We start from the raw sequence: 16,098 nt of genomic DNA on the forward strand, positions 1-16,098 counted from the left end.
CGTGACGGGGTTATCAGCGAAGTCGTGTCACTAGGGCTTTCCACCGTTTCCACCAGGCCAGAACGCGCTGACCTGCGGGTTCAGACCCGAACATGCCCTGGATCACGGATTAGCTGCGGAACGCGGGCCCGAGCCGCGCGACCAACGCGCCCACCGGCGTCGGCGCGGCTCGGCCGGAGGACGGCCCACCGGTTTTGACGCCGAACGCTACAAGGGCAGGAACGTCGTCGAACGGGCGATCAACCGGCTGAAGAACTTCCGGGCCGTGGCCACGCGTTACGACAAACGCGCCTACATCTTTCGCGGCACCGTCACCCTGGCAGCTCTGGTCATCTGGCTCCGCACCTGATCTAAGAAACAGCTCTTAACCGGACGCGCGCCCCCCGGAGAACCTTTCCCAGGCGCCGGAGGCGTTGGTGCTGTCGGCTCGAAGGGTCTTGTCGGGGTTGGCGTCCGCCCAGACGAGCACGTACTTGTTGGAGTGGGCTCGTAGCAGCAGCGCGCCGCCGCTCTCGATCCAGGAGAACTTCTCCCAGCCGCCCTGGATCCCGTTGGCCAGCAACGGGGTCCAGGGCGCTGGTCGGCCCAGGCCACCACGTACTGGCCGTTGGACAACGCCCGTGGTCACACCACCTTGTTGCCGTCGGCGTCGATGGTGCCGGTGTCGATGACCTGGGGGCGCGCCTAGGCGCCCACGAGTGAGGTGTCTGATCGCAATGGCGCGCCCTCGAGGTCGGCACGGGCCACCACATATCGGTTCAGCGCGTGCGAGCGCAGCCAGATCACTGCCCGAGCGGCGCGCCTGAGCCGTATTCGAGGGTCGGGTTCCACATGGTGCTGTCGGCGGAGTCGGTTTCTCCTTGCGCCACCTCGAAACGGATCACGTCCCCGATGGTGACCTCGGCTGACAGGCCGTGCCACACCCCGGTGGTGTCGGCTCCGCCGATGGCCTGCCAGCCGGAGGCGGGCCAGATCTGCACACCGTTCTTGATGATCCGCACATTGACGCCGTCACCGCCCGCGACCGCCTTGCGAGGGTTGCCGTTGATGCGCACCTTCCCAGCCTTCGGCGCGGTCCAAGACACCACCGTGGGGTGGTCGTCGGGATGGAGGTTCCCGGACGCGAGCACCCGGTTCCATGCGCCGCTGCCCTGCCACCAGCCGCGGGGATCCCAGGCCAGGTCCTCGTAGACGCCACCGCCGCGCGCCTCCTGATAGCGCCAGCTCCTGCCGCCCTGCCCGGCGGAGAAGTTGCTGGACAGGGTGTAGGCGTCCAGGGCGGTGTTCTTGACCACCGACACGTTGTCGAACGCCGCCGCGGTGCGGAACGTCCGGACCGCGATGTCGCCAGACCTGAAGGTGGTGTCGACCATGTCGATCTGCGGGGTGGCGGCGTTGCCGAAGAACACCTGGATCCGTCCGGAGTGCGCCACGACCTTCAGGTGGTGGAACACCCCCGTCGCGGCGGTGACGGGTACCCGGGACAGTTCGTGCCAGCCGTTGTCGGCCTTGCCCAGCACCAGGGACGTGCCGTCGAGGCCGGCGTAGTAGCCCTGGTAGGCGTTCACGCCATAGTCATTCGCCGTGTTGCGGAACACGATCCCGGCGTCGCCCGAAGCGGCGGTGATCCGTACGTCGGCCTCGAAGGTGAAGTCGTCGAAGTCGATCCACGCGTCGTCCACCGTCGCGCGGTGCCCTTCGCCAGAGTCGACGGACAGGACGCCGTCGGACTCCGTCCAGGCGCCGTTGAAGAACTTCCACCCGGAGGCGGAGCCGTCGGTGAAGGTGGCCGGGTTGTCGGTGGTGATCCGCGATACATCGGACACCACGCCCTGCTAGAGGCGTAGCCCGTCGACCATCCCGTCCACGAAGCCGGCCGGGACGGTCCCTTGGTGCGCCCGGCCGACGAGCAGCCCGCCGTCGGCCTGCCACGGTTGCCAGGCCGCGTTCATCGCCGTGGTCGCCTTCAGTTCCTTGTCCACGTACAGCCGCAGCGACCGGGACTGGGCGTCCAGCACCCCGGTCAGGTGGTGGTAGTCGGCCGGCGTCACTGCCGCAACCGCCGCGGCGGTTATGTTGGTGGTGTCGGTGGGAGAGGCGGGGATCGACCACACCCATCGGCCCGCCGGGTCGTAGGACAGCGAGAACCCCGGTCTGGCCCCCGGACCCTGCTGCGACACGAACGTCTGCGCCTTGGACAGGTCCTCTACCCGCACCCAGGCCGCCACGGTGAACGACTGGTCGGTGCGCAAGGCCGGCGCGCCGATGGCGGCGTAGGCGTCCTCGCCGTTCACGTGCAGCGCCGAGCCCGGGTGGCCGCCCCCGCTCCTCGGCATCTCCGCTCCCCCGAACAAATCGAGGTCGCGGAACCTCCCCGAGGTGTCGATCGCCGAGCGGGACCCGGCCTCCTCGAAGTCCCACTCCCCCGCCCTGCCAGTGACCATCGGGTCGGCCAGCGCGAACGTCTCGTCGTTGGTGATCTTCCGCTCCCACAGGCGGACGTCGGCCACCGAGCCCCTGAACGTCGCCCCCACCCGTACCTCGCCGGTGGCGTCGAAAGTGGTCACGCCGGTCACCGTGCCCTCCAGCACGCCGTTGACGTAGAGCCGCAGCGTCCTGGCGACCGAATCATAGGTGCCCGTCAGATGCGTCCACGCGCCCACCCGCGGCACGGTGGTGGATCTCGCCCGCCACCAGGTCACCTGGCCGTTCTCGGTCTCACGAGACGGACCATCATGAGCTGCCGGTCGCCGGCGCCGGCGTAGTAGAGGTAGAACGCGCCATACTGGCCGCCCATGCTCGCCACTACGGCCTGGTCGACGCCCTTGCTGTCCAGCTTCGCCTAGGCCGACACCGAGAAGCTCTTGGTCGTGTTGAGGAGATCAGGGCTTGAGGCGTAGCCGTTCGTCCCGTCCGCTCGCATCGCGGTCTGCGGCTCGCCGTCGTCGGCGGGGGCCAGCCGTCCCGGCGCGCCCAAGGTTGGCGTGCCGGTCACCGTCAGGTCCCGTCCGTTGCCGGTGGCGTCGGCCAGCACCTTCGACCCGGCTGGGTCCGACAGCTTCCACCTGGCCAGCGGCGGCGACGGAGCGGGTCGTCGAAGCCCCGCTTGTACTGTACGACGTCGGGCGAAGTGCTGGCGAAGGTGAACTGGCCGGTCTGTCCCACCGAGCCGCACGGCCCGCCGTCGCAGACGTCGATGCCCTCCTTGTAGACGTCGGCCTTCACGCTGGGCGCGGCGGGCTTGGCGATATCGATGGTGAAGTCGCAGGGCTGGGAGTCCGGCCCGCTGATCCGGTCGTCGACCGCTGTGCTCCACCAGCGGTAAGTGCTGCTGGGCGAGAGGCCGATCGAGGCCATCGCCCACCGGGACCCGCCCCCCGGGTCGCGTGCCGGTGCCCTGGTAGCCGTACCACGTCGTGGTGTCCGGAGGATCGGCCACGATGTCGATCTTGCCGTCGTCGTCGATGTCAGGCGTCGTGAACGCCTGATAGCCGTACCAGCCCGAACCGACTTCGAAGCGCGCCGGGCTCCCGGAATAGGCCGACCTGGCTCCCGACCCCGGATACAGCCACAGCCCTCCGCTGCCGTCTCTGGCGATCACATCGACATGCCCGTCACGGTCCCAGTCCGCCAGCCCCGCCAGCGTGTAACCGCCCCATCCCGCGCCGATGGTCATCGGAGCGTCGAAGGTGTACTTCGCCGCGCCCCCGGATAGAGGCGCAGCTCACCGTTCGCATCGTTGCGCGCTACGATGTCCGGGCGGCCGTCCTTGTCCCAGTCCGTCACACCGGCGATGGTGAACCCGCCCCATCCGACGCCGAGCGGCACCCGCTCGGCTACTTGCTTGTTCCATCCGGGCAGCGCGTACAGGTATCCGTCACCGTCCCGGATGAGCACGTCCGCCCGGCCGTCACGGGAGATGTCCCCGGTCGCCACCATCTGCTCGCCCGACTCCAGCACCCCCGGATAGCCGTTCACCTGCGCCGTCGTGCCCGACGGCACGTCTCGCTGAACCCTGCTCGGTGACGCCGGGGCCGCCGCCAAGGAGCCGTCCTCCCGGACCCGCCGCCAGGAGATCGACACGTCGAGCGAATTGCCGTCGGCGTCCCGCACTCCGGCGCGCAGCGTCGGGGAACGCGTCTGCACGAACGCCCGTCCATCGCCGGTGGCGCAGGGCTTCCCGTCCACGAACAGCGGCGAGGGATCGTCCGGCGCCGAGTTCATCGTGACCGCCAGCTTGGCCGTCACGGCGTCGAACTTCTTCCACCCCGCCGTGGTGTTCTCGTCATAGGCCTTCAGCCCCAGGACGAGCCGCCCCCACCGCTCCGTGGCCGCGCGCTGCGCCGTAGAGGTCACGTTGAACTGCGTGGGCTTGCGCGTCTGGCGGCAGGAGTTGTTGCTCGCCGTGGCGGCGTTGGCGCCCTCCCAGGCTCCGTGGGTGTTCCTCCAAGTGGTGCCCGCGCCGAGGTCGGCATGGACCACCCGGACCTCCGTGACGCTGTCCTCGCACCTTGTCGAGTGCACCAGGTCGATCCACATCGAGGCGCCGATGATGTCCTTGCCGTGCATCTGCCCGGGCAGGAAGGAGAACATCGACCGGTACCGCACCGGGTCGGTGTAGTAGCCGACCTTGCCGCACTCGGTGTTCGCCGCGCCCGAGCAGTCCCGGCGGTCCTCGGTCCAGTACGGCTGATCAGGAGCCAACTCGTTGATCATGGTCCATGACGCGTACCCGATGTCCGGGTCGACGACCACCGGGAAGCGCGCCGACGGGTCGGCCAGCAGACCTTGATCGGGTACGAGCGTCAGCCGCCCACCGGCGGTCAGGTCCACCTTCACCGCCGCGTCACGCGCGCCCTGCGCCGGCATCTCCACCGACGTGATCCCCGCCTCGGCAGAGTCCCACATCCGCGGTGCGGGCGCCCCGAGGACGGCCCGCCCCTTGTCGTCCACCGCCTGCAGGCCCCCGTGTGGAGTACCGCGACCGGCGAGGTTCCACAGCGCTGGTCGGCAGCACCGCGGCTTCGTCTTGTGCACGCGGCCATCGCTGCAGCGTCCGCACGATGTCCTGACTGCCGACCGGCGCCCTATTGCTCAGCGAATCTCCGGCCGCTGACCAGGACCCGTTACTGCCTGCCTCGGCACCCTTACTGCCGCGGCTATGGTCATCCGGCTCCGCTCATGATCGTCCAGACAGAACCTGGCTGGCGGCTGAACGCGTTCGGGAGAAGACCCAACGAGACTTTCGCCCAACTCCATAACGCCTGCTGCCCCGGGTTGAGCCGCCACCAGACCGACCCGATCGCCTTACGGTGGCGCCGGATCATCCCGGCGACGTAGTTCAGCGTCTGAGGCGACAAATCGATGGCAGCACGATAGGACAACATCTGAAGCTCCTGGCTGCGGCGGTGTGGATTGTGGTGATCAACCCGTCTACCAGGAGCTTCTTCATGTCACTGGCCGAACACCGGCATCGCGATCATGCTGCGGCCAGGGCAGCCGCCAAGGAGCCTGAAAAGGTTCACTGAACACATCGGGCTTAATCATCTAGATATCGCACATGCGTTTCATCCGGCGCCGCGCGCTTTCCTCCTCCACGCCCGAAAGCGGGTCTCCACACTCAACGGGATTCGACGAGTCGCGATGTCCGTCGTCCAGGTGGATCCGGTGCTGAGAAACTCAGCGTAGAGGGCGGGAACCGACCATCGGTACGCGCCCGGCACAGGGAGACCAGGCAGCGCAGCGTGTGCCGGTTGCGCCATCACAGCGCGCAGCGAACTCTCGGGCGCCGGCCTCAAGCCGTTGACTGGAGGCCCGGCGGATCCCGCCGACCGGCCATGCCGTGCCGTGCACCTCGACGGCCATCAGATCCGCGAACAATAGTTGTCCCCGAGCCCGCATCTTCGTGGCCACAGGAGGATCGACGAGGTCGGCGATCGCAGCGGCGAGCATCCACCTCGATCGCCACCGGACCAGGGCAATGCCGCGCTCGGCACTCGTGGCCGCCACACGCATCTCCGCCCAAAGCTCGGCGATCGCGGCCTGCAGAGTTGCCGCCGCCTGACAGGTTCGCCGCACGCGGACGACCCGAGCCCTGAGTCTCCATCCGGCCACCGTCGCGACAGCCACCACGACGGCGGCGAACGCCGCCGTCCGCGCACCAGCCCACGCCTCGGCCGCGTCCCCCCACGCCATGCCCGCAACCATCCCCGGACACTACGGACCACAGCCTCAACAGCCGATCAAACGAGCCCCCTTCCACGATCAAACTCCGTCCTTCACGTTGCTGTCGGCAACGTGATCAACGTGACGGCTTACGAGGGGCAGGCGCGGCTCGTCAGCCGCGGGACCGTCGATCTCCACGTCAGAGCCAGCCGTGATTCAATTGCAGATGCGTCCTCGGAGCATGTCGCGCGGACTCTGACGCGCAACCACGAGCCGTCCGCGACTCCATCTGACCGTCGCTTCGATCACGCTCATGACCAGGCGGTGGATCAGGAAAGGTCGCCGACATGGACCCGAGTGCCTATGTCTGCTCCGCAGGCCCGCTTGAAGGGGTTCCGCCAGCGCTCAGCAAGCAGTCGTCTCTTGGTCCCGATGGCTACATGACAATTTGTCGGGTTCTGACATAGAGGGCAGTCTGTGACCTACTCGTCCGGCACCGAGGTGGTGACGACTCCTCCGAGAAGTGGTGCGTCTTCCAGCGTCGTATGGTCGGACAGGGTTCCGGAGATGGGCTGGCCGATGCGAGCGGAATGGACACTCGCCCAACAATCGGGCGAGGCGCATGGCAGAAGAACCATAAAAAGTGGCAGAAATGACAGCCATGCGCCAACTGCGGCATTGACATAATGGCCACTATCGAAGTCTTGCTTCGACACGTCCACATCGTGAATGGAGAAACGATGTCCGCTGTGAAGCGTAGTTTTAGCGCGCTCGCACTGTCGCTGATGGCAGTTTCAGCCGTCGGTGTACTGAGCGCGGCCCCGGCGAGTGCGGAGGTATTTCAGGCTCCTTACTCGGTCGACGGTTCCGCCGCATCGACGGGGGCTGCCCTGAACGGTGGTGGCTGCGTGACGTCGAGCACAATTCAGTGCAACTGATCCAAAGGTCACGCCTCAGCCGCGGCTGCCATCTCATCGCGGCGCTTCGCACCTGATCGACTTGAGGCTTGACCGCTGGCCTTGATCGCGTCGACTGGGGCGAGACCGCCTCTTGAGAGAGCTCGCGGCTCCCGTCGATCATTTCCGTTGTCAACTCAGAAGATCACAACAAAGGGCCGCGGGCATGGTCAGCGATACGATGCGGCTGCTGGGCCGTGGCCACCGACGGGCCATCGAAAGAGATGACCATGCCGGTGACGGCCTGATCATCTGGTGAGCGGCGACGGGCGAGCGGGCGCGGCTGTGGCTCGACTGCCGGGTACGCCTCTTGTACTCGGCAGTCGAGTCGTTACGGTACCTACGCGATGTCGAGGACTTGGGCCGCCGCCCGAGAGAATTATGGCCTCACCAGCGCACGCTCGTCATCCGCTGGAAGCCCAGCAGATGAGAGACAGCGATGAAGCTTCTCCAAGCCAGAGGCAGAGTCGGTGTCGAGTTGGATCGGCTGGTCGGGGAGTTCGTCAGCCGCAGCGCGCAATGCGACCGTTGCGGCATCGAATGCGAGCCCCGCATCCCATGCACTGCGCCTGGTCCAGAAGAGCCTCAACGAACTCGCCCGGCTGGTCCAAGACCCGGCTGAAGAAGATGCCGTACCGACTCAGCTGATCAGCGGTTTCATCGCCGTGGACGGTCTCGGCACACCGCCATAACGTCAGCTTCTGAAGCTCCCTCTAGAGTGCTGGGCGAGACGGTGAAAGCCACGAGCCGAACGAGCGCAACGCCGGTCATGATGCGGTTCCGCAAGGGTTGCCGGGACGCCGACTCGTCGCCCCCGCCCTCGGCGCGACGTGTATTACGGGTTCGTGTGGAGGATTGTGAGCACGACCCACAGAAATTGAGGCCACTCGACGTTGACCCGTACGAACACGCCGCCGGCGTTGGTCATAGTGTCGTGCACCGTCAGCCGGGGGCCAACGATAATGGGCCGGCCATTTTGCCACGCCACCACGGAAACAACTGCCTAGTATTTACGTCACACCCGGGGTATTGGCGCGAAGAGCTGCACTTGCCCCTTTGCCTGGTACCAGTATCGAGTGGTCTAAAGGCTACCGCTGAGGATCTGCGTGCCGCTCGACCCGTACATCTCTTCGGTTATTCTGAGGGCCCGCTGCGCTCGATAGGCGTCAGGGTCGTCAACTCACATGAACCATCTCTCGCGATTCTGCGTGACGGGTCGGCGATATGCCCGTGGCTACTTTTGCACGTTCAGTTTGCGAGCTATCAGAGAATGTGTCCAGCCGTGATACCCTAAATCATCAATGCGCTGGAGAAGGCACGGGCGTGTCTTGGTCCGCCAGCCGCCGACGAGCCTGAGGTCGGCCGCCGACGCGCCTATGATTAAGCCGATGACCAGGAATTGACGCGAACGTCGTCGGCGCCCTGCTGCACGTTCCCAATATTGCCGGCGATGAGCGCTGTGAATCCTTGCTCATCTTCAACACCGTTTTTGATCAGGTAAGGGTTCGTACTCCAGCCGTAGATCGTGATCATGATTGCATCGATCGGGGGCGATAGCGGCTTGCCTGATCGCGGTCTGCGCGCTGACAGCGGGTGGACCCAGGTTGCTCAAGCGGGCACCATGCCTCGGTGAGCATCATCATCACGTTCTTCATGGCATCGAGTCATGAAGCAGCGGCTGCGGTCGTGGATGGCGGCCCTGACGGAGCTTTCGAGTCGCTGTCGTACGGCAACTTCGACGCTGAAGAGGCGCTGATCGAGTGGGAGGCCATCTTCACCGGTCGGAGTTTTGACGAGCTCATCGGTGTTGATGAGCCCGAAGTCGTCGCGGATCCTGGCGATGGTGAGGGCCCCATGCTCCTCGCCGCCTCCAAAGCCCTTCAGGACGCACTTGCCGCTGCCGGCCCGTCCCGGCTTGTCGAAGTCAGCCAGCTGTGGGTCCAGGAGCGGGCGGCGGATGGCGAAGCGTTTGACCAGGAGATCGCGACCCGACCCCTGAGCGATCTGGCCCGGCTTGCTCACGGCCTCCGCGGGCGGGGCTACCGCTTGTACTGCTGGACGACGTTAAGACGAAGACGGCCATCGTTGATCATCGTCCGTTGTATCGACCAACGAAGATCAGCCGGTGGCCGCGGGCCACAGCGTGATCGTGCCCGCTGGCGGGAGGCGTTCGAGGTCCTGATGGACCGCATAGCGGGCTCGTTCGCGCGGGTCGTGGCCTCGGCGCCGCACAAGGCGGAGGTCACCTGGCCGCCGCGGATCCCGGCTCGGCAGAACGAGGAGACCACCGGGCGCATCCCTGCCCTGGTCGGTCTCACCGACGACGCGCCGCAGACCGCCGACGGTCGACCGACGAACCGGTTGTGGCGGGTACGGCGGGCGAACACGAGGGCGACGATGCTGAGCTGCTGGCGTTCATCAAGCCCGGGCCGGGCAACGTGAGCCCGGAGTCGATGATGACCGAGATTCACCAGCTGAGCCCCAGCACCGACCACTGCCAGGCCCTCGGTTTCCACGACGAGACCACCCGAATCGCGGCTGACGAGGCAGGACCTGGAACCGCTACGCCCCGACTGGCCACTCACAGTGAACGCCCTCAGCGCGACTTGCTGGAGTACAGACCACTTGATCAACGGCTCCTGCCATTCTCACGGCGGCACACCCCCGGGACTCGCCGTCGGCGGAAGTCAGCGCTTGGCTCGTCGTGCGATCCAGAGCGCGGTGCAGCTCCGCAACCATCGGCGGCACGGCCCGCGCACCATAAGAAGGGGACCAAGCCCGACGCCGCGTCTGATCAGTCACCTCTGCGACCGCTGGGTTGTAATCCCATCTGCCGTGAAGGCGAGGATCAAGGGCTGGAAGGGCAACCGGAGAGCCTCTCGTCAGTCAAGCGGACGAAAGGGCTTACCACAGCGCGCTCGTGTGGATCTCCTCGGGACTCATCGATCCCAGTGCCCTGCACGTTCAACTATTTGTCCTGCTTGAACTGGATGATTTGGAGGTAGTTTCCGTCAGGGTCTGCGAAGGTGCCGAAGCGGCCGGCGGGGCGATCCGCGACGGGGACGAGCCAGTCCACGCCCGCTGCCTGCAGCTGCGCCTCGACGGCGTCGAAGTCGTCGACGTGGAAGTTGAGGATCATTCGGCCCGGCTCGTTGTTCTTCGTGCCGACGTCGTCGCGCTGTTCGATGACCAGCCAGTAGCCGCCCAGGTCGATCGGCCCCTCGCCTTCGTGTCCCGGTGCGAGCGCCGTGCGGTACCAGTCGCGCAGTTCCGCGGGCCGGGTGGTGCCGACAAGGATGCTGCCGGGCTTCAGTGTGATCATTTCAGAGTGTTCCTTGTCATGGGTATGCGAATGACTGCGACGTCCGGCTGGAAGCCGTTCAGCGCTCTGTGGTGACGGCCGGCATCTCGCGCGCAGGACTTGCCACCAGGGCGGCGTACTCGAGCTCCAGCGTCTTGGCCGGGCTGCCGCGCCAACCGGCGGCCATGGTCTGCGACATGGAGTCGGGGAAGATGTCCTCCTCCTGGTTCTTCACACCGTCGAAGACGGCTCGCGCGACCGAGGCCGGCGAGGCCTTCGGGGCGTCGAGCTCGCGGGACATGTCAGTGTCGGTCGGACCGATGAAGACGGCGTGGACCCTGACGCCATGGTCGGCGAGGAGCGCTCGCTGTGACTGCGTCAGAGAGAACGCGGCCGCCTTCGAGATCGAGTAGGCCGGAACTATCGACAGCGGGGCGAAGGCCGCCACGGACAGGTGGTTGACGATGGCGCCGCGCGAACGGGTCAGATGGGGCAGGAAAGCCTGTGTCACGGCTTCACGGCTGGCGGCGTACACCTGCTGGGCGCCCCTGCGCAGGACCTCTTCCAGCAGTGCCCGCCCGATGCCGTTGTTGGCGCCGGCGGTCAGGACGATCTTGCCTGTGGTCGCGGTGATGTCAGGCACCGTTCGAGTCGGCGGGGGCCAGGCTGATGGCCTGGGGTGCGCGCTTGACGCGCTGTGCGGTGGCGGCGTGCTGGTGGTCCGGGGCGTCGCCGTTCTCTTTCGGGTTGGGCTGGCCCGTTCCCGTGTTGATCAGGTTCCGCAGGCTGCCCGTGATGTAGCCGGCCCACGCGTTGGAGCACACGTCGTAGCACTCGTACTGCGGGACCAGGCCGACGTGGGTGAAGCGGACCTCGGCGCCGCCGCCCTTCTCGGAGATCTCGAAGACGACCTCAGTGTCCTTCCATTCGGCCTGGTCGTCGATGAAGTCGAAGTAGTTGTCCAGGACGAGCCAGGCGACCTTCCGGCCGGGCACGAGGTCGGTGACGCGGACCCTGCAGCGGTGGACGTCCTTGTAATGGTAGTCGAACTCGCCGCCGACCTGGTCGGTGTCGCCCTCGACCTCTTGCGACCACCAACCGCGGACGTTGGTGATCGCGTCGAAAGCTTCTTGGGGAGTCCGGTCCACTGAGATGGTGGTGGCGAAGTTCAGACCTTCTTGCATCATGCAAGCGACAGTAATGGAGGCGCTTTCATGATGCAAGTTCATCGGTAGACTAAGCACATGCTCGGGAAGACCTATGACTCTCAGGCGTGTTCGATCGCGCGCTCACTGGAGATGATCGGCGAGCGCTGGAGCTTGCTCATCATTCGTGACGCCGCTTTCGGAGGGGCGACCCGCTACAGCGACTTCCAGCGCAAGCTGGGCATTGCGACCAACGTCCTCAAGGCCCGTCTCCACGGATTCGTCGAGGCTGGGATCATGGAGCGCCACAGGTACTCCGAGCAGCCGGAACTGTACGAGTACCTGCTGACCGACAAAGGGCGGGCGCTCGCGCCCGCGCTGGTCGCGCTCTCCGAGTGGGGTGACCGGTGGGCGAGCGACGGGGAGCCACCGATCCGCTACGTCCACTCGGTGTGCGGCACCGGCGTCACCCAGCAGACGGTGTGCGGTCACTGCGGCGGAGTGGACGACCCGACCGAGATCCAGGCCACGATCGGGCCCGGCTTGTCGAATCCGTAGACTCCCAGATCCGGCCGACTATCGCCTGGCGCGAGAACCGCCTCCAGGTTGGCAAACAATTGCTCGTGATGCGAACTCCAAGGACACTGCGGCGGAGATCAGTGTGTCGCAGGCGGGACGCGCTAGTTTCGCCAGGCCGGGGGAAAGCATGCTCTACCCCGACGGTGGGCGTCGTTTGGCCGTCTCCACCACCAGCGGGTTGGCCTGGCGCACGGGTCGTGTCGCACCCCCGGTCACTCAGTCGGCAGACCCGGGTGCCGGGCTCCCCTCCGGCGACGGCGAAGGCGACGGCGTTGTCCGGCAGGTCCCGTACCACGTGCAGCCCGGGAGCCTCGCGGCCCACTGTCGAGCATGCGCGGTCGAGGCCGCTGCCGCCACACTGCGGCGTGCAATGTGGCCACCCGCAGGTGCTACGCCCGCACCCTCACCTACTGACCGTCGCCAACGGTCCACAGCATCCCATCGCGACCGCGACGGCCCACAACGAGGCCGCGGCGATGACGGTCTGGGGCACCGCGGCCGGGTCGATCTGTCCGACCTACCGGCCGCGCTGCCCCCTCGGCGGACCGTGAGCGCTTCTCCCGAAACCCTTGCGAGGTTCACGGCGGGGGGCAATCCGTTTCAGCTTGAGCCCCAGAATGGGCGAACGCTGCGGCGGGTATGGCCGACAGGGAGCCGAAGGCGCCTGACTCGGATCGGGGGGACGCGGCCTATGGACTCGGCTGCTACGGGGCGGTGCCATCTCGCCACAGAGCCCATGTCGATGAAGCAATGGCTGGCGATCGCCGTGTGTGTTCTGCTCAACGTGCTGGACGGCTTCGACCTCCTGGTGATGGCGTTCACCGCGCCCGCCGTGGCCGGGGAGTGGCAGCTGTCAGGTACGCAGCTCGGCTTGGTGCTGAGCTCCGCGCCGGTGGGGATGGCGGCCGGTTCACTGGTCGTCGCTCCCAACGCCGACCGCGTGGGTCGCCGCAAAGTCATCCTCGGATGCCTGCTGCTGTCATCGTCCGGAATGGTGCTGTCGATGCTCAGCCACAGCGTTGTCCAGCTGGCTTCGACGCGTCTGCTCACCGGCATTGGCATTGGCGGCGTCCTTGCCGCCAGCAGCGTCATCGCCTCCGAGTACGCCAACCGGCGCTGGCGAGGTCTCGCCGTCAGCCTCAACGGTGCCGGCTACGCTATCGGCGCCTCCGCGAGCGGGATCATCGCCGTCACCCTGCACAGCTCGTCCGGCTGGAGATCCACCTTCGCATGGGGCGCCATCGGTACCGCGCTGCTGGTGCCCGTCGCGCTCCGCTGGTTGCCCGAATCGCTCGAGTTCCTGCAGACGCGGCGTTCGCCGTCACCTGATCGATGGTCCCGGGCCCGGCGCATCCTGTGTCCGGCGTGGCGCCGCGCGACCCTACTGCTCTGGGTTGGTTTCTTCGTCGTCATGTTCACCTTTTACTTCGTCGTGAGCTGGACGCCGAAGCTCCTGGCTGAGGCCGGGATGGCGACGGGCGAGGGCATCACCGGCGGGATCTTCCTCAATCTCGGAGGCATTCTCGGCGCCACGCTGTTCGGCCTGCTCACAACTCGGCTCGCGCCCCGGGGCGTGATCATCGGCTATATGGCGATCGCCGCCCCAGTGCTCGCCGCGGTCGTGCACGCCGTCCATGTCGCCTGGCTGACCTTCGCCCTCGGCTGGCTGATCGGCATGCTCGTCAACGGGTGCATCTCAGGGATGTACGCCCTTGGCACGTGGCTCTACCCGTCAGAGATCCGCGCGACCGGTGTGGGCTGGGCCATTGGAGTCGGGCGCGCCGGAGCGATCACGGGACCGTTTGTGGCGGGCCACCTGCTGGACGCAGGATGGCCGGTCTCCACGCTCTACCTGCTCGTAGCCGCGATTCTCTTGCTCGGCGTGCCAGCCGTCCTTGCGGTCCGCTCCCCCCACCATGCCGAGCGCTGGGCTTGACGTGCGGTCGGCTCGGGGCGCGGTGTCGGCGTTCCACAGGTCCCTTTCCCCAAGCCGCGGACCCCGAGGACCTCGATGGTGCGGCCGACGCTGAGACCGCGAGCGCGAAGCGCCGGGACAGCTCCGATGGACGACGTGGTCCGGGGCTTCGCGGGTGAATGGCCCTCCGCTGCTTGTGCCCGGGACACCTTTCTAGTTGACAAGTCTCATAGGTGACTTGTCTACTAGAGCCGTGGTCTTGTCACGCATCATCTTGGGGCTGCTCGCTCTTGCGCCCATGACAGGTTATGACCTCAAGCGGCACTTCGACTCGACCGTGGGGCACTTCTGGTCGGCGGACAAAGCGCAGATCTATCGCACGCTTGCCCGGTTGGTCGTGGAAGGGTATGCGGAGGTCGAGACGGTAGCCGGATCAGGGGCGCCGGATCGTCAGGAGCACCGCATCACCGCTGCCGGTCAAGCGGCGCTGGCCGCGTGGCTGGCGAGTGAGCCGGAGCGTCAGGTGGAACGCGATCCATTCCTGGCGAGGGTGTTCTTCGGCGCCGGCCTCGACGGCGATGGCCTGCGCTCGCTGTTCGCGCAACGTCGCGTGGCGATCCAGGCGCAGCTGACGCGTTTCGCGCGGATGCGGGCCGAGACCGAAGCGCCCGATCGAGGCGCCCGGCTGAAGCTTGCCACGCTGGACAACGGCATCGCGCATTTGCGCACCGAGCTTGTCTGGCTGGACACGGTCGAGCGGGAGATCACATGAGCGACTTTCCCGAGGTGCATCGTCCCGATCCAGGCAAGGCGGGGCGCCCGCTGGTGATGCTGCACGGAGGCAACGTCGCGAACTGGATGTGGCAGCCACAGGTGGCGTCGCTCACCGACCGGATGGTGCTCACGCCGGATCTACAGGGTTTCGGGGAACGGGTCCACGAAGGCTGGCCGGGTTTGGACGCGGTGGCCGACGATATCGTGGCACGAGTTACCGACCATGGTGTCGACGGTCCCTTCGATCTTGTGGGGCTCTCCCTGGGCGCCGTGACGGCGCTGCGCGTGTTGGCACGGCATCCCAACCGGGTGCATTCGGCGTTCCTCACAGGAGCGCCGCTCAAGCCGGCCGGCGCCGGCGTGCGCCTGATCAGCCGGTTGCAGCTGGCATTCTGGCGGGCGCCGTGGTTTTGGCGCGCCCAAGCCGCAGCGTTCGGGATTCCGCAGGACGCGCGCGCCGTCTTCGTCGAGCACGGCCTTTCGGTGCGCCACGAGACCGCGTCCGCGATGAACGCCGAAGTGTGCGCGGGCGGCGTGCCTGCGAACGTGCGCCACTACTCCGGCCCTCTGCTCGCGATTGCCGGCGAGAAGGACTCCGCAGCGGTACGCCACTCCCTGACGGTACTCGCCCAGGCCGCACCGCAAGCACAGTTACGGCTCGCACCGGGAATGCACCACATCTGGAATGTGGAAGACTCCACCCTGTTCAACGGGGTTCTACGCTCCTGGCTGAGTGGGATTAGCGACCCGCGTCTTATCCCGGTTCCCCGTGACTGAGAAAACGCGATTTACGGCTTCACCGTAAGGAATGGAGTCAAGGCGTCATCGGAATGGCGGACCGGAGCGGTTCTTGAACCGCTTCCTGGGCGATCCTGAGGACGTTCCCACCGCGGTGGTCGACTGACAGGCTCGGCGAGGGGCCGGTCAGATGCAGCCGGCCCGGCCACCACCCTCTTCGTGACGACGGGCTGTCCCATCTCGAACAGGTGACCCACGCCTGTTCTTCTGCCCGCTCCAGGCGGGGATCGACCGTCGATCTCAGCTCAGGCCGGCGACCGAAGTCCCCGGCAGGGAGAGGCAGGGAACAGGCCAGGGCCGATCAGTTGTCCTTCTCCGGGGGAGGAGCGTCCTCCTACAGGCGCGGCATCGGTCTGCCCACGGGTGTCGCCAGAGACAAGGTTGGTGGCCCCAAGCTCCCCCACCAAAGCACATGAACGTGCCCCGGGCCGGGTCGGCAACCGAAGAAGCGCTCCTCGGCTACCG

The 16,098-nt window shown here is 66.7% G+C and carries 16 protein-coding genes and 1 pseudogene; 6 read left to right on the forward strand and 11 right to left on the reverse strand.

Annotated elements, in window-relative coordinates:
* Positions 1-127: 127 nt before the first annotated feature.
* Positions 128-349 (forward strand): annotated as a pseudogene (locus ETD85_RS37090) (IS5/IS1182 family transposase); the annotation flags it as partial.
* A gap of 15 nt (positions 350-364) precedes the next feature.
* On the opposite strand, the gene ETD85_RS37095 reads toward ETD85_RS37090, so the two are convergent.
* The 8 genes from ETD85_RS37095 to ETD85_RS63535 all read right to left on the reverse strand — a co-directional run bounded on the left by ETD85_RS37095 (position 365) and on the right by ETD85_RS63535 (position 8,654).
* The gene (locus ETD85_RS37095) at positions 365-562 is read right to left on the reverse strand and encodes a hypothetical protein (protein WP_138694500.1); all 198 of its coding nucleotides are present in this window, start codon (positions 560-562) and stop codon (positions 365-367) included.
* Between the two features lie 220 nt (positions 563-782).
* A complete protein-coding gene (locus ETD85_RS37100; RefSeq protein ID WP_170247036.1) occupies positions 783-1,826 on the reverse strand; it encodes a 3-keto-alpha-glucoside-1,2-lyase-like domain-containing protein in 1,044 nt (347 codons plus the stop codon).
* Positions 1,827-1,835: 9 nt separating this feature from the next.
* The gene (locus ETD85_RS37105) at positions 1,836-2,702 is read right to left on the reverse strand and encodes a LamG domain-containing protein (protein WP_138694502.1); all 867 of its coding nucleotides are present in this window, start codon (positions 2,700-2,702) and stop codon (positions 1,836-1,838) included.
* 140 nt (positions 2,703-2,842) lie between these two features.
* Positions 2,843-3,676 (reverse strand): FG-GAP-like repeat-containing protein, encoded by an 834-nt coding sequence (locus tag ETD85_RS37110; RefSeq protein WP_138694503.1) that lies wholly within the window; start codon positions 3,674-3,676, stop codon positions 2,843-2,845.
* On the reverse strand, positions 3,673-4,953 hold the full coding sequence (locus tag ETD85_RS37115; RefSeq protein WP_138694504.1) for an FG-GAP repeat domain-containing protein: 1,281 nt from the start codon (positions 4,951-4,953) through the stop codon (positions 3,673-3,675). Before ETD85_RS37115 ends, ETD85_RS37110 begins: the two co-directional genes overlap by 4 nt.
* 212 nt (positions 4,954-5,165) lie before the next feature.
* A complete protein-coding gene (locus tag ETD85_RS67640) occupies positions 5,166-5,387 on the reverse strand; it encodes a hypothetical protein (RefSeq protein WP_138694505.1) in 222 nt (73 codons plus the stop codon).
* A 1,260-nt stretch (positions 5,388-6,647) separates the two neighbouring features.
* Positions 6,648-6,881 (reverse strand): hypothetical protein, encoded by a 234-nt coding sequence (locus ETD85_RS37125; RefSeq protein ID WP_138694506.1) that lies wholly within the window; start codon positions 6,879-6,881, stop codon positions 6,648-6,650.
* Between the two features lie 1,620 nt (positions 6,882-8,501).
* Entirely contained in the window at positions 8,502-8,654 is a 153-nt protein-coding gene (locus ETD85_RS63535; RefSeq protein WP_170247037.1) for a hypothetical protein, read from the reverse strand.
* 96 nt (positions 8,655-8,750) lie between these two features.
* Between ETD85_RS63535 and ETD85_RS64895 the strand changes: the two genes are divergently transcribed.
* On the forward strand, positions 8,751-9,563 hold the full coding sequence (locus tag ETD85_RS64895) for a hypothetical protein (RefSeq protein ID WP_206059104.1): 813 nt from the start codon (positions 8,751-8,753) through the stop codon (positions 9,561-9,563).
* A 526-nt stretch (positions 9,564-10,089) separates the two neighbouring features.
* On the opposite strand, the gene ETD85_RS37135 is transcribed toward ETD85_RS64895, so the two are convergent.
* Genes ETD85_RS37135 through ETD85_RS37145 form a run of 3 tightly spaced genes read right to left on the reverse strand, consistent with a single transcriptional unit; the run spans position 10,090 to position 11,609 of the window.
* On the reverse strand, positions 10,090-10,443 hold the full coding sequence (locus ETD85_RS37135) for a VOC family protein (RefSeq protein WP_138694507.1): 354 nt from the start codon (positions 10,441-10,443) through the stop codon (positions 10,090-10,092).
* Between the two features lie 58 nt (positions 10,444-10,501).
* The gene (locus tag ETD85_RS37140) at positions 10,502-11,065 is read right to left on the reverse strand and encodes an SDR family NAD(P)-dependent oxidoreductase (protein WP_138694508.1); all 564 of its coding nucleotides are present in this window, start codon (positions 11,063-11,065) and stop codon (positions 10,502-10,504) included.
* Positions 11,058-11,609: an SRPBCC family protein gene (locus tag ETD85_RS37145; protein ID WP_206059105.1), complete on the reverse strand. Its 552-nt coding sequence runs from the start codon at positions 11,607-11,609 to the stop codon at positions 11,058-11,060. The genes ETD85_RS37140 and ETD85_RS37145 overlap by 8 nt, the downstream gene beginning before the upstream one ends.
* Before the next feature lie 57 nt (positions 11,610-11,666).
* On the opposite strand from ETD85_RS37145, the gene ETD85_RS37150 reads away from it, so the two are divergent.
* The 4 genes from ETD85_RS37150 (at position 11,667) to ETD85_RS37165 (ending at position 15,612) form a co-directional block, all read left to right on the forward strand.
* Positions 11,667-12,125, forward strand: coding sequence for a winged helix-turn-helix transcriptional regulator (locus ETD85_RS37150; protein WP_138694509.1), 459 nt, complete (start codon positions 11,667-11,669; stop codon positions 12,123-12,125).
* A 763-nt stretch (positions 12,126-12,888) separates the two neighbouring features.
* Complete coding sequence (locus ETD85_RS37155) at positions 12,889-14,082, forward strand: MFS transporter (protein WP_240779672.1); 1,194 nt, start codon at positions 12,889-12,891, stop codon at positions 14,080-14,082.
* 238 nt (positions 14,083-14,320) lie between these two features.
* Positions 14,321-14,833: a PadR family transcriptional regulator gene (locus ETD85_RS37160; RefSeq protein ID WP_206059107.1), complete on the forward strand. Its 513-nt coding sequence runs from the start codon at positions 14,321-14,323 to the stop codon at positions 14,831-14,833.
* A complete protein-coding gene (locus ETD85_RS37165; protein ID WP_138694512.1) occupies positions 14,830-15,612 on the forward strand; it encodes an alpha/beta fold hydrolase in 783 nt (260 codons plus the stop codon). The genes ETD85_RS37160 and ETD85_RS37165 overlap by 4 nt, the downstream gene beginning before the upstream one ends.
* The last annotated feature ends 486 nt before the right edge of the window (positions 15,613-16,098 follow it).

The sequence above is a fragment of the Nonomuraea zeae genome, from assembly GCF_005889725.1.
GTDB classification, from domain to species: Bacteria; Actinomycetota; Actinomycetes; order Streptosporangiales; family Streptosporangiaceae; genus Nonomuraea; species Nonomuraea zeae.

Bases quoted from the DNA above. Each gene is read 5' to 3' on its own strand.
- ETD85_RS67640 (WP_138694505.1), bottom strand. From the start codon at position 5,387: ATGTTGTCCTATCGTGCTGCCATCGATTTGTCGCCTCAGACGCTGAAC.
- ETD85_RS37135 (WP_138694507.1), bottom strand. From the start codon at position 10,443: ATGATCACACTGAAGCCCGGCAGCATCCTTGTCGGCACCACCCGGCCC.
- ETD85_RS37145 (WP_206059105.1), bottom strand. From the start codon at position 11,609: ATGATGCAAGAAGGTCTGAACTTCGCCACCACCATCTCAGTGGACCGG.
- ETD85_RS37155 (WP_240779672.1), top strand. From the start codon at position 12,889: ATGAAGCAATGGCTGGCGATCGCCGTGTGTGTTCTGCTCAACGTGCTG.
- ETD85_RS37110 (WP_138694503.1), bottom strand. From the start codon at position 3,676: ATGACCATCGGCGCGGGATGGGGCGGTTACACGCTGGCGGGGCTGGCG.
- ETD85_RS63535 (WP_170247037.1), bottom strand. From the start codon at position 8,654: ATGATCACGATCTACGGCTGGAGTACGAACCCTTACCTGATCAAAAAC.
- ETD85_RS37165 (WP_138694512.1), top strand. From the start codon at position 14,830: ATGAGCGACTTTCCCGAGGTGCATCGTCCCGATCCAGGCAAGGCGGGG.
- ETD85_RS37150 (WP_138694509.1), top strand. From the start codon at position 11,667: ATGCTCGGGAAGACCTATGACTCTCAGGCGTGTTCGATCGCGCGCTCA.